The following is a 21,985-nucleotide window of genomic DNA, read 5'->3' on the forward strand; positions in this document are numbered from 1 at the left end:
CGACGGGAGGACAGGCCATGGCCGAGTTCAAGAAAATACTGATTGCCAACCGGGGCGAGATCGCCATCCGCATCATGCGCGCCGCCAACGAGATGGGCAAACGCACCGTCGCTGTCTATGCCGAGGAAGACAAGCTGGGCCTGCACCGCTTCAAGGCCGACGAGGCCTATCGCATCGGCGAGGGGCTGGGGCCGGTTCAAGCCTATCTCAGCATCGACGAGATCATCCGCGTCGCCAAGAAATCCGGCGCCGACGCGATCCACCCGGGCTATGGCCTGCTGTCCGAGAACCCCGCGCTGGTTGATGCGTGCGAGGCGAACGGCATCACCTTCGTCGGCCCCAAGGCCGAAACCATGCGCGCCCTAGGCGACAAGGCCAGCGCTCGCCGCGTCGCCATCGAGGCCGGCGTGCCCGTCATCCCCGCCACCGAGGTGCTGGGCGAGGACATGGACAAGATCCGCAAGGAAGCCTCCGAGATCGGCTATCCGATGATGCTCAAAGCCTCCTGGGGCGGCGGCGGGCGCGGCATGCGCCCCATCGAATCCGAGAAAGAGCTTGAGGAAAAGGTCCGCGAAGGGCGGCGCGAGGCCGAAGCCGCCTTCGGTAACGGTGAAGGCTACCTTGAGAAAATGATCATCCGCGCCCGGCACGTCGAGGTCCAGATCCTCGGCGACAAGCATGGCAACATGTACCACCTCTATGAGCGCGACTGCTCGGTCCAGCGCCGCAACCAGAAGGTCGTCGAACGCGCCCCCGCTCCTTATCTGACTGACGCGCAGCGCGAGGAAATCTGCGAGCTCGGTTACAAGATCTGCAAGCACGTGAATTACGAGTGCGCCGGCACGGTCGAGTTCCTGATGGATATGGACACCGGCGAGTTCTACTTCATCGAGGTGAACCCCCGGGTTCAAGTCGAGCACACGGTCACCGAGGAAGTGACCGGCATCGATATCGTGCAGGCCCAGATCAAGATCGCCGAGGGCAAGACGCTCGAGGAAGCCACGCGCAAGAAATCGCAGGACCAGATCACCCTCAACGGTCACGCGATCCAGACGCGGATCACCACCGAGGACCCCCAGAACAACTTCATTCCCGACTACGGCCGCATCACCGCCTTCCGTGAAGCCACCGGCATGGGCATCCGTCTCGACGGCGGCACGGCCTATTCCGGCGGGGTCATCACGCGGTACTACGACAGCCTACTGGTCAAGATCACCGCCCATGCGCAAACACCCGAAGGCGCCATCGCCCGGATGGACCGTGCCCTGCGCGAGTTCCGCATTCGCGGCGTGTCCACCAATATCGCCTTCGTCGAGAACCTGCTGAAACACCCCACTTTCCTCAGCAACGAATACACGACGAAGTTCATCGACACGACGCCCGAGCTGTTCGATTTCGCCGCCCGCCGCGACCGCGGCACCAAGGTGCTGACCTACATCGCCGACATCACGGTAAACGGCCACCCCGAGGTGCAGGGCCGCGTGAAACCGCGCGAAGATCTCGCCCTGCCCCGCGCGCCGAAGCCGAAGAACGAGACGATCCAGGATGGCGCCAAGCAGATCCTCGACCGCGACGGCCCTCAGGCGGTGGCCGACTGGATGGCAGCCCAGAAACGGGTGTTGATGACCGACACCACAATGCGCGACAGCCACCAATCCCTGCTGGCGACGCGGATGCGGTCGATCGACATGATCGGCATCGCCGAGAACTACGCCCATGACCTGCCACAGCTTTTCTCGGTCGAATGCTGGGGCGGCGCGACCTTCGACGTGGCCTACCGCTTCCTCGACGAATGTCCGTGGCAGCGCCTGCGCGACCTGCGCGAACGCATGCCCAACCTTCTGACCCAGATGCTGCTGCGCGGCTCCAACGGGGTGGGCTATACCAACTACCCCGACAACGTGGTGCAGGCCTTCGTCAAACAGGCCGCCGACAGTGGCGTCGACATCTTCCGCGTCTTCGACCCGCTGAACTGGACCGAGAACATGCGGGTGTCGATGGATGCGGTGCGCGACGCCGACAAGGTTCTGGAAGCGGCAATCTGCTACACGGGCGATATCCTCGATCCGAACCGCGCCAAGTACGACCTCAAGTACTACCTCAACATGGCCAAGGAGTTGAAAGAGGCCGGCACCCACATCCTGTGCATCAAGGACATGGGCGGCCTTTTGAAACCGGCCTCCGCCACGGTGCTCTTCAAGGCCCTGAAGGAAGAGATCGGCCTGCCCATCCACTTCCACACCCACGACACCGCCGGCGTGGCCTCGGCCACCATCCTCGCCGCCGCGGATGCGGGCGTCGATGCCGTAGACTGCGCCATCGATGCTCTGTCCGGCAACACATCACAGGCCACCATGGGGTCCGTTGTCGAGGCTCTGCGCCACACCGACCGCGACACCGGGCTCGATATCGACGCGATCCGAAAGATCTCGATCTACTGGGAAAACGTGCGCGAGCATTACGCCGCCTTCGAGAGCGCCATGCAGTCGCCCACCTCCGAGGTCTACCTGCACGAAATGCCCGGCGGCCAATTCACCAACCTGCGCGCCCAGGCCAGGTCTCTGGGGCTCGAGGCCAAGTGGCCCGAGATCGCCCGCACCTATGCCGACGTGAACCAGATGTTCGGCGACGTGATCAAGGTGACCCCCATCGCCAAGACCGTCGGCGACTTGGCCCTGATGATGGTCAGCCAGGGCCTGACCTGCGAAGACGTGCTCGACCCCAAAACCGAGGTCAGCTTTCCCGAAAGCGTGGTCACGCTGATGAAAGGCTACGTGGGCCAGGCCCCCGGTGGTTTCCCCGACGACATCGTGCGCAAGGTGCTGAAGGACGAAAAACCCATCACCGTCCGCCCCGGCACCCTGCTGGAGCCCGAGGACCTCGAGGCGCGGCACAAGGAACTGCAGGACAAGTTCGAGGACGAGGAGATCGACAACGAGGACCTGATGGGCGCGATGATGTATCCCAAGGTCTTTGATGCCTACATGGAGCGCCACCAAGTCTACGGTCCCGTCCGCACCCTGCCCACCCGGACCTTCTTCTATGGCATGGAACCGGCCGAGGAAATCTCGGCCGAGATCGACCCCGGCAAGACCTTGGAAATCCGTCTGGTGGCCGTGGGCGAAACCCACGAGGACGGCGAGGCGCGGGTGTTCTTCGAACTGAATGGCCAGCCCCGGACGATCCGCGTGCCGGACCGCCGCGTCAAGGAAACCGTGCAGGCCCGGCCCAAGGCCGAGGCCGGAAATGCCGACCATATCGGCGCTCCGATGCCGGGCGCCGTGGCCACCGTGGCGGTCAGCGCGGGCCAGCAGGTCAAGACCGGCGACCTGCTCTTGACCATCGAGGCGATGAAGATGGAAACCGGCCTGCACGCCGAACGCGACGCGACCGTGAAGGCCGTGCATGTCCAGCCCGGCGCCCAGATCGACGCCAAGGACCTGCTGGTCGAACTGGAATGATCAACAAGGGGCGGGTCGCGCAGCGCGCCGCGACCCGCCCTGCCCCGCCCAACAGCCCTCTTTCCAAACTCCGCGAATCCGACAAAGCTGCGCCGATCCGAACCGGGGCTGTCATGCAGAAAATACTCGTCTTCACCGACATCCACTTTCTTCCCGAGGGCGAGACGATCATCGGCATCGACCCCGCCGAGCGCTTCGCCCAAGGGCTTGCCCATGCGCAGCAAAATCATCCCGACGCCGCCCGAATCGTCATCACCGGCGACCTCACGCATCACGGCACCGCGCCCGAATACGAACGCCTTCACGCCGAGCTGTCCAAGGCCCGCATCCCGGTCTCTCTGATGCTGGGCAACCATGACCGACGCGGCCCCTTTCGCGCGATCTTTCCCAACACGCCGCAAACGCCTGATGGCTTCGTGCAGGACGTGATCGACCTCGACGACACCCGCCTTATCCTGCTCGACACCCTCAACGAAGACGCCGACGACACCCATAGCGGGCTTTTGTGCGACACGCGGCTTGACTGGATGGAGACCGCCATCGCCGGGGCCGGACGCCGCCGGGTCGTACTCTTCATGCACCACCCGCCCATCCTGACCGGGTTCGGCGGGATGGATTGGATCGGGCTGAAATCACGCCGACAGCTGGCCGCGCGGCTGGAAGGCCACGACACGGTGCACCAGATCGTCGCAGGCCATATCCACCGCACCATCCAAGGCGGTTTCGCCACCGGCGCGGGCAACCGCATCCCCACCGCGATCTTCAAGAGCCCCTGCCACCAGATGCCCATGGCACTCGGCTTTCAGGATCCCAGCCTGTCGATCAACGAGCCGGGTGCATACGGCCTTCTGCTGCTCACACCGGAGGGTATCGTCGTCCATACCGAGGACTTCACCCTCCCGCCCGCAGCAGGGGTCTGTTACGACCACTAGCCGCCAGTCAGCTTGTCCCGGTGTGCCTTTCGTTGCGTGCGGGACCAAAGTGCCCCTTCCCGTACCCGAAGGAATAGGCAATCATGGAGTTCCTGAATTGGCATGATGACATTAGGGAGGACGTGACATGTGCCGCATGTTTGCCGGGCAGGACCCGGAACGATACGAACTCGAGACCCGACGTATGCGCCTCAACGGGCAAAGCACCAGCATCCGGCTGGAAAAATCCTTCTGGCGGATTCTCGACGACATCGCCGCGAACGAGGACATTTCCACCCCGGCCTTCGTGTCGAAACTGCATGGCGAAGTGCTGGAACTGCATGGCGAGCCCAAGAATTTCACCTCGCTTTTGCGCTGCACCTGCCTTGTCTGGCAGGACAATCAGGCGAGCCAGCCTGAAACCCGCATCGCCGCAGAGTAACCTAAAACGCCTGTAGTAACGGTTTACTACCCCCACCCACCGGGCGCTTGGTACACTTCTTCGACCATTCACAAAGTCGGAGAAGCCCATGGCAAAAGCCATTCACAGCATGATCCGCGTCCTCGACGAGGCGCGGTCGGTTGAGTTCTACAAGACAGCCTTCGGGCTGGAGATCGCGGACCGCCTGGATTTCGAGAAGTTCACGCTGGTCTATCTCAGCAATTCCGAATCCGAATTCGAGCTTGAACTGACGGTCAACAAGGGGCGGGAGGAGCCCTACGATCTTGGCGATGGCTACGGCCATTTCGCCGTGTCCGTCGACGATCTGGAAGCCGAGCACGTCCGCTTTACCCAAGCCGGGCTGGAGCCGCGCAAGATCGTGGAATTCGCCCCTGACGGCGAACTTGTCGGCAAGTTCTTCTTCGTCGCAGACCCCGACGGCTACGAAATCGAGGTGCTGCAACGCGCCGGGCGCTTCAAGTAACGCCCGCGACAACCGGCTTCGGGCATGGCGTGTCCCGGGGCCGGGTCAAACACCAATCACCAAAACTCACGCCGCATCTAGGGAGGACAAGATGTTGAGTACCCAGACAAGACAACTCCGCCGGCTGACCCGGCGCGACCTGCTGAAAGGCACGACCGCCTTCGGCGCCTTCGTGCTCGGCTCCAGCTACGTGGCAGGCGCGGGTGGCGCCTGGGCTACCGAAATGGACGCGCTGAAGCCCGAGACCTTTGCGACGCTCGTGCAGATGGCGCGCGATATCTACCCGCACGACCGCATCGCCGACGAATACTACGTGGCCGCCGTCAAGGGCTACGACAAGCCCGAGGAAGTCGACGCCATCACCGCGGGCATCGACGCGCTGAACGATGCCGCGCGCAATATGCACGAGCTCGAGTACGCCGATATTGGCTGGGAACGCGACCGCGTCGACGTGCTGCGCTCGATGGAGGACGACCCGTTCTTCCAACGCATCCGGGGCGGTCTGGTGACCGGGCTTTATAACCAGAAAGCGGTCTGGCCGGTCTTCGGCTACGAGGGCGAAAGCTTCTCCAAGGGCGGTTATATCAACCGCGGCTTCGACGACATCGCCTGGATCGGCTGAGGGAGGATTCAATCAATGACTGCACCATTTGAACTTACAGACGACAGCGTCGTCGTCGTCATCGGCACCGGCGCGGGCGGAGGGGTCCTGGCCAACGAACTCGCGCAGAAGGGTGTGAGTGTCGTCGCTCTCGAGGCTGGCGGCCGGTATCTGCCAGAAGACTATGTCAACGACGAGTGGGAAAGCTTCGGCCAACTGGCCTGGCTCGACCCGCGCACCACGTCGGGCGACTGGCGCGTGGCCAAGGATTTCTCCGGCCTGCCCGCCTGGATCGTCAAGGCCGTGGGCGGCACAACCACCCACTGGGCCGGCGCCTCGATCCGTTTCCAGGATCACGAATGGAAGGCGCTCACGAACTATGGCGAGATCGAGGGGGCATCGCTGCTCGACTGGCCCATCGACCCGCGCGAGATGGACGACTATTACGACAAGGCCGAGAAGAAGCTGAACGTCACGCGCACCAATGGAAATCCCGGCCTGCCCGGCAACAACAACTACAAGGTGTTCGAGGCCGGCGCGAAAAAGCTGGGTTACAAGGAAGTCCACACCGGCCGCATGGCGATCAACAGCCGCGACGACCAGGACCGCCTGATGTGCCAGCAGACCGGTTTCTGCTTCCAGGGGTGCAAGTGGGGGGCGAAATGGTCTTCCGCCTACACCGACATCCCCGAAGGCGAGGCGACTGGCAACCTTGAAGTGCGCGAAAAGGCCCACGTGGCCCGCATCCTGCACAACGAGGCGGGCAAGGTCACCGGCGTCGAGTATTTCGACGAGAACGGCGATCTGCAGATGCAGAAGGCGCGCGTCGTCTGCGTCGCGGGCAACTCGTTCGAATCGCCCCGGATGCTGCTCAATTCGGCCTCCAACATGTTCCCGAACGGTCTTGCCAACAGCTCCGATCAGGTGGGGCGAAACTACATGCGGCACATGACGGGCTCGGTCTACGCCGTGTTCGACAAGCCGGTGAAGATGTGGCGGGGCACGACCATGGCGGGCATCATTCAGGACGAGTCGAAACACGACCCGAGCCGCGGCTTCGTTGGCGGGTACGAGCTGGAAACCCTGTCGCTCGGCCTGCCCTTCATGGCGGCTTTCCTCGATCCGGGGGCATGGGGGCGTGAATTCACCACGGCACTCGACGAGTACGAGAACATGGCCGGCATGTGGATCGTGGGCGAGGACATGCCCCAGTCCACGAACCGTGTGACGCTCAACACCGAGGTGAAGGACCAGTTCGTCCTGCCCGTGGCGAACGTGCATTTCGATGATCACCCGAACGATATCGCCATGCGCAACCATGCCTACGACCGCGGGACGGCGATCTATGACGCGGTGGGCGCCACGCGCACGTTCCCGACGCCGCCCTACCCCAGCACGCACAACCTTGGGACAAACCGCATGTCGGAAAACCCCGAGGACGGCGTGTGCAACAAGTGGGGCCAGACCCACGACATCGCTAACCTGTTCATCTCCGACGGCTCGCAATTCACCACCGGGGCGGCGGAAAACCCCACCCTGACCATCGTCGCCCTGGCCATCCGCCAAGCCGACCACATCGCCGGCGAGTTGTCCGCCGGCAATATCTGACCCGCATCTCCCCGGGTCAGGTATCCGGGCGGGCCCAGCGCTCGCCCGGGTGCGTGTTTCCGCCCAAAGGCGGGCCTCGGACGGTTTTTCTTGCCGCACCCTGTCATACACACTACTTTTGATTGCACCTTGCTGCCTTTGGCGCCCTCTCTTGAAGGAGATGTGACGTGACCGGACTGCACGATCAGGACCAAGATGTCCCTTCGCCGCCCACCAAGCGGCGCCGCGCCCTATTCCTCGCCTTTCTGCTGCTGGCCTCGACGCTGATCTATGTCGAGTTGATCCTGCGCTACAGCGCCTGACCGGACGCGGGGCAAAAAAATTTGCAGCCACTGCGATTTTCCCTTGCAGGGCCGCGCCAGACTTTATATCTCCGCCTCACCCAAGGACGCGGGCGTAGCTCAGGGGTAGAGCATTACCTTGCCAAGGTAAGGGTCGTGAGTTCGAATCTCATCGCCCGCTCCAATTTCTCTCCAAGTTGATCGATTGGGCCGGTAGAACACCGGTCCAAGTGCCAATCGGCACCACGTTTTCCCCACCCCACTTCGCCCCCTTGGCGCGCCTGCCAACCCCGCCTATAACGGCGCGGCAAACACTCAGGGACGCACCCATGCGCAGCGCCAGCATCACCCGCAAGACTGCGGAAACCGATATCTCCGTCAAGATCGACCTCGACGGCACCGGCACCTATGACAACCAGACCGGCGTGGGTTTCTTCGACCACATGCTGGACCAGTTGGCCCGTCACGCGCTCATAGACATGGAAATCCGCTGTGAGGGCGATCTGCATATCGACGACCATCACACGGTCGAGGACGTGGGAATCGCGCTCGGTCAGGCGCTGACGCAGGCCGTGGGCGACAAGAAGGGCATCCGCCGTTACGGTGCCTGCCTGCTGCCGATGGACGACGCTCTGGTGCGCGCCGCGCTGGACATTTCCGGCCGGCCCTACCTCGTGTGGAACGTCGCCATGCCCACCGCCCAGATCAAGACATTCGACACCGAGCTGGTCCGAGAGTTCTTCCAGGCCTTCAGCACCCATGGCGGGCTGACTCTGCACGTGGACGCGCTGCACGGGATCAACAGCCATCACGTAGCGGAGGCCGCGTTCAAGTCGGTCGCCCGCGCCCTGCGCGACGCGCTGGAAATCGACCCGCGCAAGGCCGATGCCATCCCCTCGACCAAGGGCACGCTCTGACCCCATGACAACCGTTATCGTAGATTACGAGTCCGGCAACCTGCACTCGGCCGAAAAAGCGTTTCAGCGCATGGCGGCCGAGGTGGGCGCGGACAAGGTCGTGGTCACGTCCGACCCCGACACGGTGCGCCGTGCCAGCCGTATCGTCCTGCCCGGCGACGGCGCCTTTCCTGCCTGCCGGAAAGAACTTTACGACCATCGCGGCCTCTTCGAGGCGATGCGGGAGGCCGTCGTGACCAAAGGCCGCCCGTTCATGGGAATTTGCATCGGGATGCAGATGTTGGCCACGCGAGGGCTGGAATATACCGAGACAGACGGCTTTGACTGGATTGCCGGAACGGTCGGTCCGATCGCGCCCGCGGACCCGTCGATGAAGGTACCGCATATGGGCTGGAACGACCTTGTGATCGACTTTCCCCATCCCGTGCTGGACGGCGTCAGCACCGGCGACCACGCCTATTTCGTCCACTCCTACCATTTCGAGGTTTCGGACCTCGACCAGCGCATCGCCCATGTGGATTATGGCGGGCCGGTGACGGCTGTGGTCGGCCGCGACAATCTCGTCGGCACCCAGTTCCACCCGGAGAAAAGCCAGGCCACCGGTCTGCGCATCATCCGCAATTTCCTGACCTGGGCGCCCTGAGGCTTACTGGATCCGTGTCCAGTTCTGCGACATGCAGATCGGGCCCATGCAGCCTCGCACGGTCATCCGGTCGCCCTGAAGTCTCATGCCGGCCGGGTATTCGCGCTGATGTGCCGGGATCCAGGCGCGGCCTTCATACTTGCCGTTGCCGGTGGGCGTGGCATTGCGGATCACCGTATGACCCAGGCTCGCGGCCTTGATCTCTTGCCCTTGCGAATTGAAGGTGCGGGTGATCTCGCCACAAACGGCGTTGCCGCAGTCGTAGACATTCACATGGGCAATGATGCCCTTCTTGTCGGGCTCGGTTTGCCACGTGCCCATCGCCGGATCAGCCAATACCGCGCCCGTGGTTCCAATCAACATTGCAAAAGACATAACCATACGCATTGGCCGGGCCTCCTTCCTACCTGATTTCAAAATAATACAGGTAAGACGTGTGCCCCGGCCAAATCGTTCAATCACGTTCGCCTTATCGGCAGGAAAAGGCTTATTTCACCTTTGTCCACGTTCCGCCGTCGCGGCAGATGCCCAAGACACAGCCCGACACCTTCAAAGCGTTGCCGTTCATCTGAAGCCTGGAGTTATAGGTCTTGCCACGGTCCGGGCTGTAGACCTTGCCGGTGTAGCTGCCATTGCCCTTGGCAACGGTCTGCGAAATGATGTTTCGACCCACGTTTTCGCTTTGGATTTCCTGGCCCTGGCCATTATAGGCCTTCACCAGCGTGCCGCACAGTTGCGCGCCGCAGGGCTTGACGTGGATCAGCCCGGAATGACCGTTGTCGTCCTTGGCCGTGCGCCAGTAGCCTTCCAGCGGATCGGCGGCAAAGGCCGCGCCGGCGCTCATAAGGGTAGCCACGAAGGCCAGTGTCATCGTTCTCATGCGTATCTCCTCCCGCAAATGATGACGCGCAGCATGCGGCCCGAGCGCCACCACGATCAAGCCTGACGCCACGTCGCGTTGCAAACGCCGTCCCTTCATGGCACATCGCGGCAAAGCACTTTGCCCGGATGACCACCCATGATCCTCTACCCCGCCATCGACCTCAAGGACGGCCAGGCCGTACGCCTCTTCAAGGGCGAAATGGAGAAGGCCACCGTGTTCAACGACGACCCCGCCGCGCAGGCGATGGAGTTCGTCAATGCGGGCTGCGACTGGCTGCACCTCGTCGACCTCAACGGCGCCTTCGCGGGCGAGCCGGTCAACGCCGCCCCGGTCGAGGCGATACTGGAACGCACGCAGGTCCCCGCCCAGCTTGGCGGCGGTATCCGCGACATGGCGACGATAGAACGCTGGCTCAGCAAGGGCCTCGCCCGCGTTATCCTGGGCACCGTTGCGGTCGAAAACCCCGCGCTGGTTCGCGAGGCGGCACAGGCGTTTCCCGGCCAGGTGGCCGTGGGCATAGACGCCCGCAATGGCCGCGTGGCGACCAAGGGCTGGGCCGAAGAAACCGATGTCATGGTCACGGACCTCGCCCGGTCATTCGAGGACGCGGGCGTCGCCGCGATTATCTACACAGACATCAACCGCGACGGTGCCATGAAGGGTCCGAATATCGAGGCGACGGCGGCATTGGCCAACGCCGTCTCGATCCCGGTCATAGCCTCGGGCGGCGTGTCGTCCCTCGACGATCTCGTCGCGCTGAAGAATTGCGGCGCGCCGCTCAACGGCGCGATCTCGGGCCGCGCGCTCTATGACGGGGCGCTGGACCTGAAAGAGGCCCTGCGCACCCTGTCCGCCTGACACGAGACCCGCACGCAAGAGCGGGGCGAGCGGGTCAGCCGCCGGCCGCCTTTTGGGTCAACTTGCCCAACGCACCAGTCATCTTCTGGATATACTCCGCGTCATCGTCGATCCCGTCGAGTTCATCGAACATCTCCTCCGGGTCCTCGTAAGCCAGCCAGACCTGCCCATTCGCGTCCTCGTACACGAGAACCTTCATCGGCAGATACAGCCCCGCAAGCGGATCGTCCTGCATCGCGGGCGTGCCCAGCTTCGGATTGCCGAAGATCAGTACCTGCGACGGGGCCAGTTCCATGCCTACGCCCTCGGCGCCACTGGCATGATCCACCCGCGCAAAAACCTTGGCCCCCGCGCCTTCCACCGCCGCTTTCAGCGCGTCCATCGTGCTGGCCACGTCACCGCTGGCCTGAACCTTCATCAGGTCGTCATCGGCCAGGGCGGGGCTGGCCATGAAGGTCAACGCGGCAAGGGTCAGAAATCGTTTCATTTCGAATATCTCCTGCAAGGGGTCTGTCCCTCCATATAGCTAAGCCGACCGCGTCGCGTGGAAACAGACATTCGCGTAATCGGCCCGATCCTGCCGAGCCTCTGTCTGAACATACGCGAACACCCGGCAATCCGCCGGGTGCTGGCTGTCTCGGAATGGCGTGTTTACTGCCAGGTCGTGTAGCCCAGCTTCAGCGTCTTCGGCGATCCGCCCGACACCGCGTTCACCCGGAACTGGCTGATCCGCCCTTCATTGGTCTTGGCGCAGATATAGGACCCGACCGGAATATCCCGCAGCGACACCCGGTTCGCGCTGAACCGCGCCCCCCGGCAGCCGTCAAAGCCCCGGTTGCGTCGGTCACCCACGCCAAGCTGCGCCCCGTTGCGCGGCGCCAGGTACAGCAGCTCCGCCGTCTCGGCCTGGAACCAGATGTCCACGCCACTGCCGCGACCCACCACCCCACGGTCAAGGTCCGCGGTCCAGGTCTGCGGGATATCCAGCGGCCCGGTCGAGAAGGTCCGCGCGCCAGCGCCCGAGGCCGCGCCACTGTTGCACTCGAACTGCCGCCCGCTCACCCGGCAGGTCGCGCCATCCGGCGCATAACGCTGGATTGATCCTGCCGGGCCGTAAATACACTGCAACGCGGCACGCCCCCCGATATTGGCGACCCGCGCCTCGGTCAGCGAGTTGACGATCGGCGTGTTCCACCAGCCCCCCGGAAGGGCCGTGGTCACCTCGCGCCGGATCTGGCTGTGCGGGCAGGAGATGGTCTCGGCCTGCGCCGGCGCGGCGGGCACGGCAACGGCGGCGGTCATGGCCAGCGACAGCATGGCGAGGGTGGATTTGAAAGACATCATGGCTTGGTCCTTTCGGAATGCTGGGGTTAAGGCGCAAAGCCGCGCCGACACCTATCCGTCGCCCATCCCCCCGGCGAGGTTCAAAAATGACAGCCCGACCGCGTGGGCGCCCTAACCCCCATTGGCACCGCCCGCCGCCCGCGCTAGAAGGCAGGCGCGAAAGGACGGCCCATGCTCAAGATCCGCATCATCCCATGCCTCGACGTGGCCGACGGCCGCGTGGTCAAGGGCGTGAACTTCGTCAACCTGCGCGATGCGGGCGACCCCGTGGATGCGGCCCGCGCCTATGATGCCGCCGGCGCCGACGAGCTGTGTTTTCTCGACATCCATGCCACCCACGAAAACCGCGGCGTGATGCTCGACGTGGTCACCCGCACCGCCGAGCAGTGCTACATCCCGCTCACCGTGGGCGGCGGCGTCCGTACCGTGGCGGATGTGCGCGCGCTGCTGCTGGCAGGGGCCGACAAGGTTTCGTTCAATTCCGCCGCCGTCGCCGGCCCCGACGTGGTCCGCCTTGCGGCCGATCAGTTCGGCAGCCAATGCATCGTCGTGGCCATCGACGCCAAGACGGTCAGCCCCGGCAAATGGGAAATCTTCACCCATGGCGGGCGCAAACCCACCGGCATCGATGCGGTCGAATTCGCCAAGCTGGTCGAGGACAAGGGCGCCGGGGAAATTCTGTTGACCTCGATGGACCGCGACGGCACCCGCTCGGGCTTCAACCTGCCGCTCACCCGCGCCATCGCGGACGCGGTCTCTATCCCCGTCATCGCCTCGGGCGGCGTCGGCACCCTCGATCACCTCGTCGACGGCGTGACCAAGGGCGGCGCATCCGCCGTGCTGGCCGCCTCCATATTCCATTTCGGCGATCACACCATCGCCGAGGCCAAGGCCCACATGGCCGCGGCCGGCATCCCCATGAGGATCGGCGCATGACCCTCGAAGACCTGGAAAAGATCGTCGCCGCCCGCGCCAGCGCCTCGCCCGAGGACAGCTGGACAGCCAAGCTCTTGTCCAAGGGCCCCGAGAAGGTGGCCGAGAAGTTCGGCGAAGAGGCCATCGAGGCGCTGATCGAGGCCGTGAAAGGCGATGCGCAAGGCCTCACCTCAGAGGCCGCCGACGTGCTCTTTCACCTGCTCGTCATGCTGCACAGCCGCGGTGTGTCAGTCGCCGATGTCATGGCCGAACTGGCCACGCGCCAGTCGCGCTCCGGTCTTGCAGAAAAGGCTTCCCGCTTCGAATGATCCGCCACATCGTCTTTTTCACCGCTCGCGATCTCAATAATCTCGGCGAAATCCGCGCCGGTCTCGAAACGCTCGGGACCATTCCCTACTCCACCCATTTCGAGGTTGGCGAAAACCTTCATGCTGACACCCTGACCGGGGCCGAGGTCGATCTTGTGGTCTACGCCGAGTTCAAAACCGAGGCCGATCTTGCCGCCTACAAGGCGCATCCCGTCTACGAGGAAGCCATCCGCCGAGTCCGACCCTTGCGCGAGATGCGTATCGCGGCCGACGTCGTCGCGGGCTGACCGGCAGGCCCGACCGGGACGCTAAAGCTTCGACGAGATCACGCCGGTATTGAAGCCGCCCATGCGCAACTCGCCGAACAGGCGCTGGTACTCGATCTTGGGACAACGGTTCATCACCACGTCCACGCCACGCGCCCGCGCCTTCTCGGCGGCGTCCTCGTGCCACACGCCGATCTGCATCCAGATCGTCTGAAGATCAGGAAACCGCTCCAGAGCCTCATCCACGATGGGCGGCACATGCTCGGACCGGCGAAAGATGTCCACCATGTCCACGCCGCCCTCGATCTCGCCCAGCGACCCCAGAACGGTCGTCCCGAACGCCGTCTGGCCCGCGTGGCCGGGGTTGACCGGCACCACGTCGAACCCTTTCAGCTTCAGGTAGCGGGCGACATAGAAACTCGGGCGCACCTCTTTCATGGACACGCCAACCACCGCGATCCGCTTGGTCCGCTTCAAGATGTCCCGAAGGTCAGAATCTTTGTATGGCTCGTTCATGGCTTCACACTAGACTGCCGCTTCAAAAGAAAAAAGCGCCCGGGCAAACCCGGGCGCCAGTCGCGGAACGAGGGACAGTGAAAAGAAGCACCGGAGTTCCAGTTCGGCGCTTCCTGACATTCAGATAGGTACTGAATTCCAGATATAAAGAGGTTGTAAATTAGGTGTGAACAGTCGGTAAAAATCCGCCGTTCTCAGTCTATGATATCTTCCAGAACGTCCCAGACCTCGTCCAGAACCCGGCCGAGGATCGGCTTGCGCTTCCGCTTCCCGCGCCGCTTGGGGCGGTCCGGTCCCGCATCGCACTTCCAGTCCGGTCGCGGCGCCACGGGGCGACCATCGCGACGCCTGTCCACTTTCTTGCCGGGTTGCGCGCCACGTGGCGCCCCCTTGCGCTCTTGGGCATTGTCTCGCGACACCGGCATCATCTTCATGTCGTGCAGCGGTGCCCCGCAAGCGCCACAGGCCAACTCATGCCGTCCCTCGTCCAGCACCAGCACCGCCCGCGTTCCGCAGTAACAACATGTCGCAATCTTCCGGCCCATTCCGCCTCCGTCTGTTATCCCAGTCGGTTATCCTCTGGATGCATATAAGGCCACCGCCGCGGCATTTGAGACATTGAGAGATCCGAACGCCCCCGCATAGGCGATCCGCACCAATTTGTCGCAGGTCTCCCGCGTCTTCTGGCGCAGGCCCGGCCCCTCGGCCCCCAGCACCAGCGCCACGGGCCGGTCCTGCATCCCGACCAGCGCCTCCTCGACCGTCTCATTGGCCTCGCCGTCAAGACCCAGAACCAGGTATCCCATGCCTTGCAACGCGCTCATCGCATCGGCAAGGTTTCGCACCCGCAGGTAGGGCTGCCGCTCCAGCGCGCCGCTGGCGGTCTTGGCCAGCGCCCCGGTCTCGGGCGCCGAATGGTGCCGCGGCGCGATCACCGCCGAGGCGCCGAACACCTCGGCCGAGCGCAGGATGGCGCCCACGTTATGCGGGTCCGTTACCCGGTCCAGCAACAACACGCGCGGCGGCCGCACCCCGTCGCCAAGGCAGACATCCTCCAGCGCCCCCCAGTCCAGCGGCTTCACCTCCAGCGCCGCACCCTGGTGCACCGATTGCGGATCCAGCGGTGCGCTGAACTTGCGCGGGTCGGCCATCTCCGGCTCCATGCCAGAGGCCGCGATGGCATCTGACAGCTTGTCGGCCGCGTTCTTCGTCACCACCAGCCGCAGCTTCTCGCGGCGCGGGTTTTCCAGCGCATCGCACACCGCGTGCAGCCCGAACAGCCACACGGTTTCCGCCGCCGACGCCTTCTTGGCCTGCTCCTTTTCCACGACCCACTTGGGTTTCTTCGTTGCCATCCGGGGGCCTCCTTCACAGGCGGCGGACAATGGCCCCGCACCGTCACAATCGCAAGCGATTTTCCGGTTGACGGGGCAACGGCCCGCTTCTAAACACGCGCCTCAGTGGGCGACAGGCCGCAAGGTGTGGCAGGGGACTGTAACTCCCTCGCGGAGACGCACGCTAGGTTCGATTCCTAGGTCGCCCACCACTTCCCCACCTTTGTCCAGCCGGCAGAAGCACAGCCGCGCAGCAGGCCGCTGCGGCTGTCCGACGCGCCAGATTATTCGCAGAATAATCTTTGCCCTGCCCCGCGCCGCAGCCGGTCCGATTATTCGCAGGATGATCGGCACTGGATTGCATCGGCGAAATATTGCGCGATTCCACCACATGCGCTACACTATGAACATAAAAATACAAAACAGGCACCGGGCAGGTCCATGAAATACGTTATCCATCTGGGCGTCCACAGGACGGCGTCCATGCTATTGCAGCAAAACCTTTCGGCCAATCTCGACCAGTTGCGCGCCCAGGGCGTCTTCTACGTGAACGCCGAAACCCCCAAACTTCTGCGCCGCCAGGTGCGCATGATCCGCCGCCGGCACAAGCCAGGCTCGCTCCCGAACGAGATCGGCCATTTCGAAGCCACAAACACCGCCATCACGCGGGCCGCCAACGAGGCCGGCGCCGAAACGGTTCTCATTTCCGACGAGCACCGCCTTGGTCCCTCGATGATCCAAAGCCTGATGTGGGACGAGGCCCACCCGGGCTTCTACCCGCAGGCAGCGACCAATCTGCAACACGCCCAGGCCGGCCTGCCGCTCGGGGACACGCTCCTGTTGCTCTACACCCGCAACGCCGAAAGCTACCTGCTCAGCCTCTATTCCGACGCGATCCGCCAGAACCAGGTCGCCATGCCGCTGGAACAGTTCTGCCGCAGCGTGAACTTCAACTCGATCAACTTTCCGTCGCTGGAACAAGAGCTTGCGGGGCTGCACCCGGACATTCAGGTGAAGTCGCGCCAGTTCGAGCGGATCAAGCTGGGGCCAGAGACCTACCTGCGCAGTTTCCTGCGCGATATCGGGCTCGATCCCGCGCCATTCAACCTGCATCCCGCGCCACCACAGCCACCACTTGATGCGATGCAAGTCGAGGCGCTCTTGCACATCATGTCAGGCAGCCAGTCGAAACGATCCGACATGGTCGCCCGGCTGCGCGAGAACGTGCTGCGCGGCGCGCCGAACCCAATGGCGCCGCTGGTGCTGCCTCAATGGGTTTCCGACTCGATGCGCGTCTCCGACGAAGGCCGCGCTTCCGACGCGGGGCGCACCCACGCCGCCTAAGGCCGCGGGGTCCGGCTTTCAGCCCCGGCGTTTGTCCTTGGGCCGCCAGGTATCCAGCCAGCGCCGGACCCGTCCGCGCCGGTCCTCGATGGCATTGCCCGCCGCGTCGAACCGCGCCTCGACCCCGTCCCAGACCGGATCGATCCGCCGCGCCCGGAACCGCCGCCACAGCCGCCAGACACCGTAGGCGACCAGCCCGAAGACCGCGAGTATCAGGATATTCAGCCACGGAAAGGGCTTGCCCACATCCGGCCCGGCCACCGGCCAGATGCTCACCCCGTTGGGAAAGATCGACAGGAACTCGTTGCGCCACCCGTAATGCTTCAACGCGGCCCAGCGCGGCGCTTCCGAGGTCGATTTCAGGTCGGCCGCCTCGGCCTGCAAATTGGACGTGTCGAACTTGAAATAGGGCGGCCAGCCCCAGCTTGTGTCCTCGTTGCGATAGACCATGGTGCTGCCATCCGCCCGCACCGTCTGGATGAAGAACACGTCGCGGTTGATTGCCGTGGCGTCGTTGCCGGCATCGGGACTGGCCCAGAACAGGCTATTCTCGCCGAAATCGATCCGCTTTTCATAAGTATCCGTGACGCGCACGATATCGGTCTGCGGAAGGGTATAGTGAAAGAACGCCGCCACCAGCACCCAGAACACCGCCCAGAAAAGCCATTTCAGGTACACCATCGCGCCGCCCCTTCAGTGGAAGTTCGTGAAATAGATGATCGCGGCCACGATGCTGAAGGGCACCACGTAAACACCAAGGATCAGCTTGCGCCGCAGCGAGCCGTCATAGTCTTCCAGCCCCTTCTCGATATAGGCGTCACGGTCGCCGGGCCGGCCTTCCTCTTCCCACCATTCGCGCAGCTTGGCCTTTCGCACGCTGCGCGAATAGAGCGACAGCACCACGTAAAGGATCGTGCAGACGATGAACCCGATGATCAGTAGCCGTGCCAGTGCCGCCATGTTCTATCCCTTTCCCTTCGTGCCCGCCCGGCGCGTCACTGGCCCCCAAGGGCCGACCCGCGCCACGACCGCCTCCAGGTCCGACGCCGGTTCGGGCGCTTTCGGCGGCGCGGGCTCTTCCATCGGCGCCTCGTGGCCAAAGAGTGCCGCGCGCGTGCCCAGCTTGTCCACCTGGTATTCGTTCAGCAGAACATCGACGACATAGGCCCGTTTGGTGTCCGCCCATGTCTCGTAACGGCGGTAAAACAGGCTCTTGTGGCAGATGAACAGCTGCCGCACATCCTTCGGCGCCAGTTCCGCCAGCAGCATGTTGACCAGTTCCGCGTCCTTGTGCGCCGCCGCCCGCAGCGTATAGAAATAGGCCGGGTTGTCCGAAGTGATGACCGGCCACGGCCCGCCATTCTCCGCCCAGTTCAGCAGCGCGTTCAGCGTATGGAATTCTTCGGGCAGAAGGTCCGAATGCCGCCGCGCCAGCCGGCGCATCTCGGCCCGGGTGCGGCCGGCCAGTTCCACGCCTTCCCCGGCCAGCGCGTCGACCAGCACGAAATCCATCTTCTGCCGCAGGATCGCCGCCGCGTCGATGCCGCGCGCCTTGACGATCGGCTCCACCAGGCCGTTGAGGTCAAGAAAACTGGCCACCCGATTGCGGTCGGACATGTCGAATACATAATCGATCCGCCCGCCTTCAAACGGCGTTTTGTCCTGCGCACAGATCACACCGGGCAGTTCCAAGTCCTGAAACAGGTACACCCCGCCAAAGTGACTGGTCCAGTAATTGCGCTGCTCGAAACTCATTTCCTTCAGATCGATGGGATTGCGCAGCACGTCACCGGTCTGCCCCGCAAGCTCGATCATCTCGGCAATCAGCACGTCGTCGAACCACGCGTCCTCTTCAGACATGAACCGCTCGACCTTTTCATCCAGCTTTTCGGCCTGCCGCAGCGCGCCGTTGGTGGTATCCGCCTCGATCTTGATACGCCGGATATCGAACAGCCGCGCGGGGCTCGACATGTCATAGACCGAGTTCACCAACTCGCCCGCCACCGCATCCCGCGCGGTCAGCGCGAACAGCGCCGGCTCGTTCTCCTCGATGAACTGCTTGAGGATGCCGCGCGAGGTCGAGAACTGCGCACTCAGAAGCGGCGCGCGCTTCTGCTCCGTGGTCAGCAGGATGAACTGCCGGTTCACCCCTGCATGGTTGAGGTAGAGGTCATCGCCCAGCTCATGCCCAACCTCCGGCGAATAGCCCGAGATATCGACGTAGAAATCCGTCAGGCTGGTGGTCTTGCCCGTCAGATGCTTCAGCGCGCGATTATACCGCTCCACCAGCGCCGGGCTCGCCACATGCACCAGGTTGCCGAACATCAGGCCGGATCTGATCAGACGTTCCATGCACCACCTCCGTAGGGTGGGCTTCCAACCCACCATCCCCGGCCCGTCACAAACACCCCCGCGCCCCGGACCCGATCCGGGGCCTCTTCGCGGCTGCGAGTGTGAGGTCCCGGTTCAAGCCCGGGACGGGTGCCTGAAATAATTGCACGCGCGTCCATCAAGCCTCTCCCCGCACGATATCGCGGTCCCGCAACCGCTCCACGCGCTGCGCCAGGCTCAGCCAGATGAAGACCAGAACCGGACCCCACACCACTACTGCCGCCAGCGAGATCCGCAGGTACATCCACGCTACTGCGCCCTGCCCGGCAAGCGTCTGCCCACCCAGCAGGCTCCGCTTGTCGAAAAGTGCGAACACAACCGCGCTCAGCCCCAGCATCAAACCCGCCGACGCTACGACCGACACCAGAACCCGGCCGTGCGACCGGGTTTCCCGCGGCGTGAATAGCCACGGCAACAAAGCCGCAAACCCGCCTATGATCAGCAGAGGCAGGCCCGTGTTCATCAATGTCACGCTCGTGTCGTTCATGCCGTCGGGCGCGTGTTTTCACGCACCGCCCTCCTTCTCCGCCAGATACCGCCGCTTCGCCTCCTCCGTCCGACCGAAATCGCGCACCATGGTCTCGATTGCCACCTCGTCCGACTTGTCCGCATAACGGAACTCGGAATCCGCGTACCGATTGATCTCCTGAACAACCATCTCGACCGTGATCGGCTGGCGTAATTCCTCGATCATCCCTTTCTTTTCCTCATAGGACTTGAAGAGGAACAGGTCGGGCTTCTCCATCCACTCGTCCGGCAATTCGAAATCCATCGCCCGCACCTTCACCGCGTCGGTGATGTTCTTGATCGCACGGCCCGTGAACCGCTCATCCGCCTCCTGGATACCCTTCAGGTACGTCCCCAGCTTGGCAATCGTGTCCAACTTGCCGATATCCTTCTCCACGCGCTCATAGACCCGGATCAGTCCCTCCTCATGCGGCCGCGCGTGGCTCTCGAACGACGCCGCCACCGCCTTCTTGATCTCCTGCGCGGCATAGACCTCGTGCTGGCCCAGCGGAATGTCGTGGTTCTTTCCCATCAGCAGGTAAAGGATATCGATGTAATCCTCCCGCGTCTGCGGCCCGTCCACCAGGAACCGCGCCCCCGCCCTCTGGCGCAGCGCGTCATCCACGTTCTCGGGGTAGTTCGAGAACATACCGAACGTGCAATTCCCCCGGACCACCGTATTGGCCCCGGCAAAGCTCTCCATCAGCACGGCGGTGATCTCCAGCTGTCCGGCGCTCGATTGCCGGTCGCCGCGCTTGCCCGCCAGCTGGTCGATATCGTCGATCGTCCCGAACCCGATCACGCCGGGGTCGATCACGGTGTTGATGAACGCCTTGGCATTCTGCGCCGACTTGCCCTGATAGCTGTCGATGCTCTCGGTGCTCAGGTTCTGATACCGGAACGGATAGCCTGCGTTGTCGCAATAGCCCTTGATCAGCCCCGCCATCATCTGGATCAGCGTCGTCTTGCCCGTGCCCGGCTTGCCATCCCCCATGAAGGTAAAGATGAACCCGCCCAGCTCCGCGAACGGATTCAGCCGCCGATCGAAATCATAGGCCATCAGCATCTTGGACAGCTTCAGCGCCTGGTACTTGGCGATATGGTTGCCCACCACCTCGTGCGGCTGCTTGAAGGTCATGGTCAACGTGCTGGACTTGCCTTTGGCCGCCGGCTCGAACCCGCGAATGGTGAAGTCATCCGCCTCCACCCGCCAGCTTGCGCCAGTAAAGGCAGCCAGCCGCCCGGCATTCTGGGCGCGCAGCGCGATCTTCTCCATCAACTGCTCTGCAAAGGCGCTGACCGTCGCCACCAGCCGCGCATCGTCTCCGGAATGGGCGGCGATATCCTGGTCCAGCTCCCACAACGCACCATGCAAAGCCAGTTGAGAATTGTCTGTCAGAACCTCCTCAACCTCGCCCACCTCGACGCTCACCTCGCTGCCAAGCGGCGCCAGCAGGAACGCCGTCGCATTGGCGAAGACATGCCCCACCGCCAGCGCCTCGGCACCCAGAAGCTCGGTGAACTCGGTCTTGCGGTCCGCGCCCAGCGACCCGGCCAGGTTCGCCCGCCGCAAATCGGCCAGCCCCGTGGCGTCGGAAAACTGCTCGCCCACTGCCAGAGCAACGGCAATCGCCCGCCGCAAACCGTGCAGCACCGTGGCCTGCATCGGGCTGACCAGCGGGTCGTCGCCGTCGGCGGCCTCGATCCGCTCCACCAGGTGCACGCCCTCGGGCCGCGCGGTCGAGCGTGTCACCAGCCCCGGCGTCGTCGTCCGAAACCGCCGCCGCGTGCCCAACCCGGCCGATTTTTCCTCCTGCGGCGCGTCGCCCGGCTTGGCAATGCGCGGTGTGTGGTCGAACCCCGCCAGCATCGCCGCCGCTGCCGCGTAATGCTTGGCGATATCCTCTTCGCGCAATTCCATCGTGTCTGCCGTCAGGCTCATCTTCTTCT

26 protein-coding genes and 2 tRNA genes are annotated in these 21,985 nt (G+C 63.7%); 16 read left to right on the plus strand and 12 right to left on the minus strand.

What is annotated here, in order from left to right; genetic code table 11:
• The first annotated feature begins 17 nt into the window (after positions 1–17).
• The 10 genes from pyc to hisH all read left to right on the plus strand — a co-directional run bounded on the left by pyc (position 18) and on the right by hisH (position 9,348).
• A complete protein-coding gene (pyc, locus tag PVV74_RS04405) occupies positions 18–3,461 on the plus strand; it encodes a pyruvate carboxylase (RefSeq protein ID WP_274592386.1) in 3,444 nt (1,147 codons plus the stop codon).
• Between the two features lie 113 nt (positions 3,462–3,574).
• Complete coding sequence (locus PVV74_RS04410; RefSeq protein WP_274592387.1) at positions 3,575–4,393, plus strand: phosphodiesterase; 819 nt, start codon at positions 3,575–3,577, stop codon at positions 4,391–4,393.
• Between the two features lie 127 nt (positions 4,394–4,520).
• Positions 4,521–4,814: a ribbon-helix-helix domain-containing protein gene (locus PVV74_RS04415; protein ID WP_274592388.1), complete on the plus strand. Its 294-nt coding sequence runs from the start codon at positions 4,521–4,523 to the stop codon at positions 4,812–4,814.
• 88 nt (positions 4,815–4,902) lie between these two features.
• Positions 4,903–5,298: a VOC family protein gene (locus tag PVV74_RS04420; protein ID WP_274592389.1), complete on the plus strand. Its 396-nt coding sequence runs from the start codon at positions 4,903–4,905 to the stop codon at positions 5,296–5,298.
• A 91-nt stretch (positions 5,299–5,389) separates the two neighbouring features.
• On the plus strand, positions 5,390–5,920 hold the full coding sequence (locus PVV74_RS04425) for a Twin-arginine translocation pathway signal (RefSeq protein WP_103762444.1): 531 nt from the start codon (positions 5,390–5,392) through the stop codon (positions 5,918–5,920).
• A gap of 15 nt (positions 5,921–5,935) precedes the next feature.
• Complete coding sequence (locus PVV74_RS04430) at positions 5,936–7,507, plus strand: GMC family oxidoreductase (protein WP_274592390.1); 1,572 nt, start codon at positions 5,936–5,938, stop codon at positions 7,505–7,507.
• 167 nt (positions 7,508–7,674) lie between these two features.
• Entirely contained in the window at positions 7,675–7,809 is a 135-nt protein-coding gene (locus PVV74_RS04435; RefSeq protein ID WP_274592391.1) for a hypothetical protein, read from the plus strand.
• A gap of 88 nt (positions 7,810–7,897) precedes the next feature.
• Positions 7,898–7,972, plus strand: a tRNA-Gly gene (locus PVV74_RS04440).
• Between the two features lie 145 nt (positions 7,973–8,117).
• The gene (gene hisB, locus PVV74_RS04445; protein ID WP_274592392.1) at positions 8,118–8,705 is read left to right on the plus strand and encodes an imidazoleglycerol-phosphate dehydratase HisB; all 588 of its coding nucleotides are present in this window, start codon (positions 8,118–8,120) and stop codon (positions 8,703–8,705) included.
• A 4-nt stretch (positions 8,706–8,709) separates the two neighbouring features.
• Positions 8,710–9,348 (plus strand): imidazole glycerol phosphate synthase subunit HisH, encoded by a 639-nt coding sequence (gene hisH, locus PVV74_RS04450; RefSeq protein WP_103762441.1) that lies wholly within the window; start codon positions 8,710–8,712, stop codon positions 9,346–9,348.
• Between the two features lie 3 nt (positions 9,349–9,351).
• On the opposite strand, the gene PVV74_RS04455 is transcribed toward hisH, so the two are convergent.
• Positions 9,352–9,711, minus strand: coding sequence for a DUF2147 domain-containing protein (locus tag PVV74_RS04455; protein ID WP_170067154.1), 360 nt, complete (start codon positions 9,709–9,711; stop codon positions 9,352–9,354).
• A gap of 124 nt (positions 9,712–9,835) precedes the next feature.
• Positions 9,836–10,228 (minus strand): DUF2147 domain-containing protein, encoded by a 393-nt coding sequence (locus PVV74_RS04460; RefSeq protein WP_274592393.1) that lies wholly within the window; start codon positions 10,226–10,228, stop codon positions 9,836–9,838.
• A 138-nt stretch (positions 10,229–10,366) separates the two neighbouring features.
• Between PVV74_RS04460 and hisA the strand changes: the two genes are divergently transcribed.
• Positions 10,367–11,089 carry a 1-(5-phosphoribosyl)-5-[(5-phosphoribosylamino)methylideneamino]imidazole-4-carboxamide isomerase gene (hisA, locus tag PVV74_RS04465; RefSeq protein ID WP_103762439.1) on the plus strand — a complete coding sequence of 241 codons (723 nt, stop codon included), beginning with the start codon at positions 10,367–10,369 and terminating at the stop codon, positions 11,087–11,089.
• 34 nt (positions 11,090–11,123) lie between these two features.
• Here hisA and PVV74_RS04470 read toward each other — a convergent pair whose 3' ends face one another.
• Complete coding sequence (locus PVV74_RS04470) at positions 11,124–11,576, minus strand: DUF302 domain-containing protein (protein WP_274592394.1); 453 nt, start codon at positions 11,574–11,576, stop codon at positions 11,124–11,126.
• Positions 11,577–11,740: 164 nt separating this feature from the next.
• Positions 11,741–12,433, minus strand: a complete 693-nt coding sequence (locus PVV74_RS04475; protein ID WP_274592395.1) for a hypothetical protein — start codon at positions 12,431–12,433, stop codon at positions 11,741–11,743.
• Between the two features lie 171 nt (positions 12,434–12,604).
• Here PVV74_RS04475 and hisF point away from each other — a divergent pair, with 171 nt between their 5' ends.
• From hisF to PVV74_RS04490, 3 genes are read left to right on the plus strand one after another with little or no spacing between them, the layout of a single operon-like run.
• Positions 12,605–13,369 carry an imidazole glycerol phosphate synthase subunit HisF gene (hisF, locus tag PVV74_RS04480; protein WP_274592396.1) on the plus strand — a complete coding sequence of 255 codons (765 nt, stop codon included), beginning with the start codon at positions 12,605–12,607 and terminating at the stop codon, positions 13,367–13,369.
• Positions 13,366–13,677, plus strand: coding sequence for a phosphoribosyl-ATP diphosphatase (locus tag PVV74_RS04485; protein WP_274592397.1), 312 nt, complete (start codon positions 13,366–13,368; stop codon positions 13,675–13,677). Before hisF ends, PVV74_RS04485 begins: the two co-directional genes overlap by 4 nt.
• Positions 13,674–13,964 (plus strand): Dabb family protein, encoded by a 291-nt coding sequence (locus PVV74_RS04490; protein WP_274592398.1) that lies wholly within the window; start codon positions 13,674–13,676, stop codon positions 13,962–13,964. Before PVV74_RS04485 ends, PVV74_RS04490 begins: the two co-directional genes overlap by 4 nt.
• A 21-nt stretch (positions 13,965–13,985) precedes the next feature.
• Here the strand turns inward: PVV74_RS04490 and PVV74_RS04495 are convergent, their stop codons facing one another.
• The 3 genes from PVV74_RS04495 to rlmB form a co-directional block, all read right to left on the minus strand.
• A complete protein-coding gene (locus PVV74_RS04495; RefSeq protein ID WP_103762433.1) occupies positions 13,986–14,459 on the minus strand; it encodes a CoA-binding protein in 474 nt (157 codons plus the stop codon).
• Positions 14,460–14,653: 194 nt separating this feature from the next.
• Positions 14,654–15,004 (minus strand): hypothetical protein, encoded by a 351-nt coding sequence (locus tag PVV74_RS04500; RefSeq protein ID WP_274592399.1) that lies wholly within the window; start codon positions 15,002–15,004, stop codon positions 14,654–14,656.
• Between the two features lie 27 nt (positions 15,005–15,031).
• The gene (gene rlmB / locus PVV74_RS04505) at positions 15,032–15,814 is read right to left on the minus strand and encodes a 23S rRNA (guanosine(2251)-2'-O)-methyltransferase RlmB (protein WP_274592400.1); all 783 of its coding nucleotides are present in this window, start codon (positions 15,812–15,814) and stop codon (positions 15,032–15,034) included.
• 107 nt (positions 15,815–15,921) lie between these two features.
• Between rlmB and PVV74_RS04510 the strand changes: the two genes are divergently transcribed.
• A tRNA-Tyr gene (locus PVV74_RS04510) sits at positions 15,922–16,005 on the plus strand.
• Between the two features lie 271 nt (positions 16,006–16,276).
• On the plus strand, positions 16,277–17,137 hold the full coding sequence (locus PVV74_RS04515) for a hypothetical protein (RefSeq protein WP_274592401.1): 861 nt from the start codon (positions 16,277–16,279) through the stop codon (positions 17,135–17,137).
• Between the two features lie 18 nt (positions 17,138–17,155).
• Here PVV74_RS04515 and PVV74_RS04520 read toward each other — a convergent pair whose 3' ends face one another.
• The 5 genes from PVV74_RS04520 to PVV74_RS04540 form a co-directional block, all read right to left on the minus strand.
• A complete protein-coding gene (locus PVV74_RS04520; RefSeq protein ID WP_103762429.1) occupies positions 17,156–17,818 on the minus strand; it encodes a DUF1523 family protein in 663 nt (220 codons plus the stop codon).
• A gap of 12 nt (positions 17,819–17,830) precedes the next feature.
• Positions 17,831–18,097, minus strand: coding sequence for a hypothetical protein (locus tag PVV74_RS04525; protein WP_103762428.1), 267 nt, complete (start codon positions 18,095–18,097; stop codon positions 17,831–17,833).
• Between the two features lie 3 nt (positions 18,098–18,100).
• A complete protein-coding gene (locus PVV74_RS04530; RefSeq protein WP_274592402.1) occupies positions 18,101–19,489 on the minus strand; it encodes a DUF6638 family protein in 1,389 nt (462 codons plus the stop codon).
• 157 nt (positions 19,490–19,646) lie between these two features.
• Positions 19,647–20,015, minus strand: a complete 369-nt coding sequence (locus PVV74_RS04535) for a hypothetical protein (RefSeq protein ID WP_274592403.1) — start codon at positions 20,013–20,015, stop codon at positions 19,647–19,649.
• Positions 20,016–20,033: 18 nt separating this feature from the next.
• Positions 20,034–21,977, minus strand: a complete 1,944-nt coding sequence (locus PVV74_RS04540; protein ID WP_274592404.1) for an AAA family ATPase — start codon at positions 21,975–21,977, stop codon at positions 20,034–20,036.
• Positions 21,978–21,985 lie beyond the last annotated feature (8 nt).

Origin of the sequence: Roseovarius sp. SK2 (genome assembly GCF_028807495.1) — a bacterium.
Classification (GTDB): Bacteria; Pseudomonadota; Alphaproteobacteria; order Rhodobacterales; family Rhodobacteraceae; genus Roseovarius; species Roseovarius confluentis.

Bases quoted from the DNA above. Each gene is read 5' to 3' on its own strand.
- pyc (WP_274592386.1), top strand. From the start codon at position 18: ATGGCCGAGTTCAAGAAAATACTGATTGCCAACCGGGGCGAGATCGCC.
- PVV74_RS04410 (WP_274592387.1), top strand. From the start codon at position 3,575: ATGCAGAAAATACTCGTCTTCACCGACATCCACTTTCTTCCCGAGGGC.
- PVV74_RS04415 (WP_274592388.1), top strand. From the start codon at position 4,521: ATGTGCCGCATGTTTGCCGGGCAGGACCCGGAACGATACGAACTCGAG.
- PVV74_RS04420 (WP_274592389.1), top strand. From the start codon at position 4,903: ATGGCAAAAGCCATTCACAGCATGATCCGCGTCCTCGACGAGGCGCGG.
- PVV74_RS04425 (WP_103762444.1), top strand. From the start codon at position 5,390: ATGTTGAGTACCCAGACAAGACAACTCCGCCGGCTGACCCGGCGCGAC.
- PVV74_RS04430 (WP_274592390.1), top strand. From the start codon at position 5,936: ATGACTGCACCATTTGAACTTACAGACGACAGCGTCGTCGTCGTCATC.
- hisB (WP_274592392.1), top strand. From the start codon at position 8,118: ATGCGCAGCGCCAGCATCACCCGCAAGACTGCGGAAACCGATATCTCC.
- hisH (WP_103762441.1), top strand. From the start codon at position 8,710: ATGACAACCGTTATCGTAGATTACGAGTCCGGCAACCTGCACTCGGCC.
- PVV74_RS04455 (WP_170067154.1), bottom strand. From the start codon at position 9,711: ATGTTGATTGGAACCACGGGCGCGGTATTGGCTGATCCGGCGATGGGC.
- PVV74_RS04460 (WP_274592393.1), bottom strand. From the start codon at position 10,228: ATGAGAACGATGACACTGGCCTTCGTGGCTACCCTTATGAGCGCCGGC.
- hisA (WP_103762439.1), top strand. From the start codon at position 10,367: ATGATCCTCTACCCCGCCATCGACCTCAAGGACGGCCAGGCCGTACGC.
- PVV74_RS04470 (WP_274592394.1), bottom strand. From the start codon at position 11,576: ATGAAACGATTTCTGACCCTTGCCGCGTTGACCTTCATGGCCAGCCCC.
- PVV74_RS04475 (WP_274592395.1), bottom strand. From the start codon at position 12,433: ATGATGTCTTTCAAATCCACCCTCGCCATGCTGTCGCTGGCCATGACC.
- hisF (WP_274592396.1), top strand. From the start codon at position 12,605: ATGCTCAAGATCCGCATCATCCCATGCCTCGACGTGGCCGACGGCCGC.
- PVV74_RS04485 (WP_274592397.1), top strand. From the start codon at position 13,366: ATGACCCTCGAAGACCTGGAAAAGATCGTCGCCGCCCGCGCCAGCGCC.
- PVV74_RS04490 (WP_274592398.1), top strand. From the start codon at position 13,674: ATGATCCGCCACATCGTCTTTTTCACCGCTCGCGATCTCAATAATCTC.
- PVV74_RS04495 (WP_103762433.1), bottom strand. From the start codon at position 14,459: ATGAACGAGCCATACAAAGATTCTGACCTTCGGGACATCTTGAAGCGG.
- PVV74_RS04500 (WP_274592399.1), bottom strand. From the start codon at position 15,004: ATGGGCCGGAAGATTGCGACATGTTGTTACTGCGGAACGCGGGCGGTG.
- rlmB (WP_274592400.1), bottom strand. From the start codon at position 15,814: ATGGCAACGAAGAAACCCAAGTGGGTCGTGGAAAAGGAGCAGGCCAAG.
- PVV74_RS04515 (WP_274592401.1), top strand. From the start codon at position 16,277: ATGCTATTGCAGCAAAACCTTTCGGCCAATCTCGACCAGTTGCGCGCC.
- PVV74_RS04520 (WP_103762429.1), bottom strand. From the start codon at position 17,818: ATGGTGTACCTGAAATGGCTTTTCTGGGCGGTGTTCTGGGTGCTGGTG.
- PVV74_RS04525 (WP_103762428.1), bottom strand. From the start codon at position 18,097: ATGGCGGCACTGGCACGGCTACTGATCATCGGGTTCATCGTCTGCACG.
- PVV74_RS04530 (WP_274592402.1), bottom strand. From the start codon at position 19,489: ATGGAACGTCTGATCAGATCCGGCCTGATGTTCGGCAACCTGGTGCAT.
- PVV74_RS04535 (WP_274592403.1), bottom strand. From the start codon at position 20,015: ATGAACGACACGAGCGTGACATTGATGAACACGGGCCTGCCTCTGCTG.
- PVV74_RS04540 (WP_274592404.1), bottom strand. From the start codon at position 21,977: ATGAGCCTGACGGCAGACACGATGGAATTGCGCGAAGAGGATATCGCC.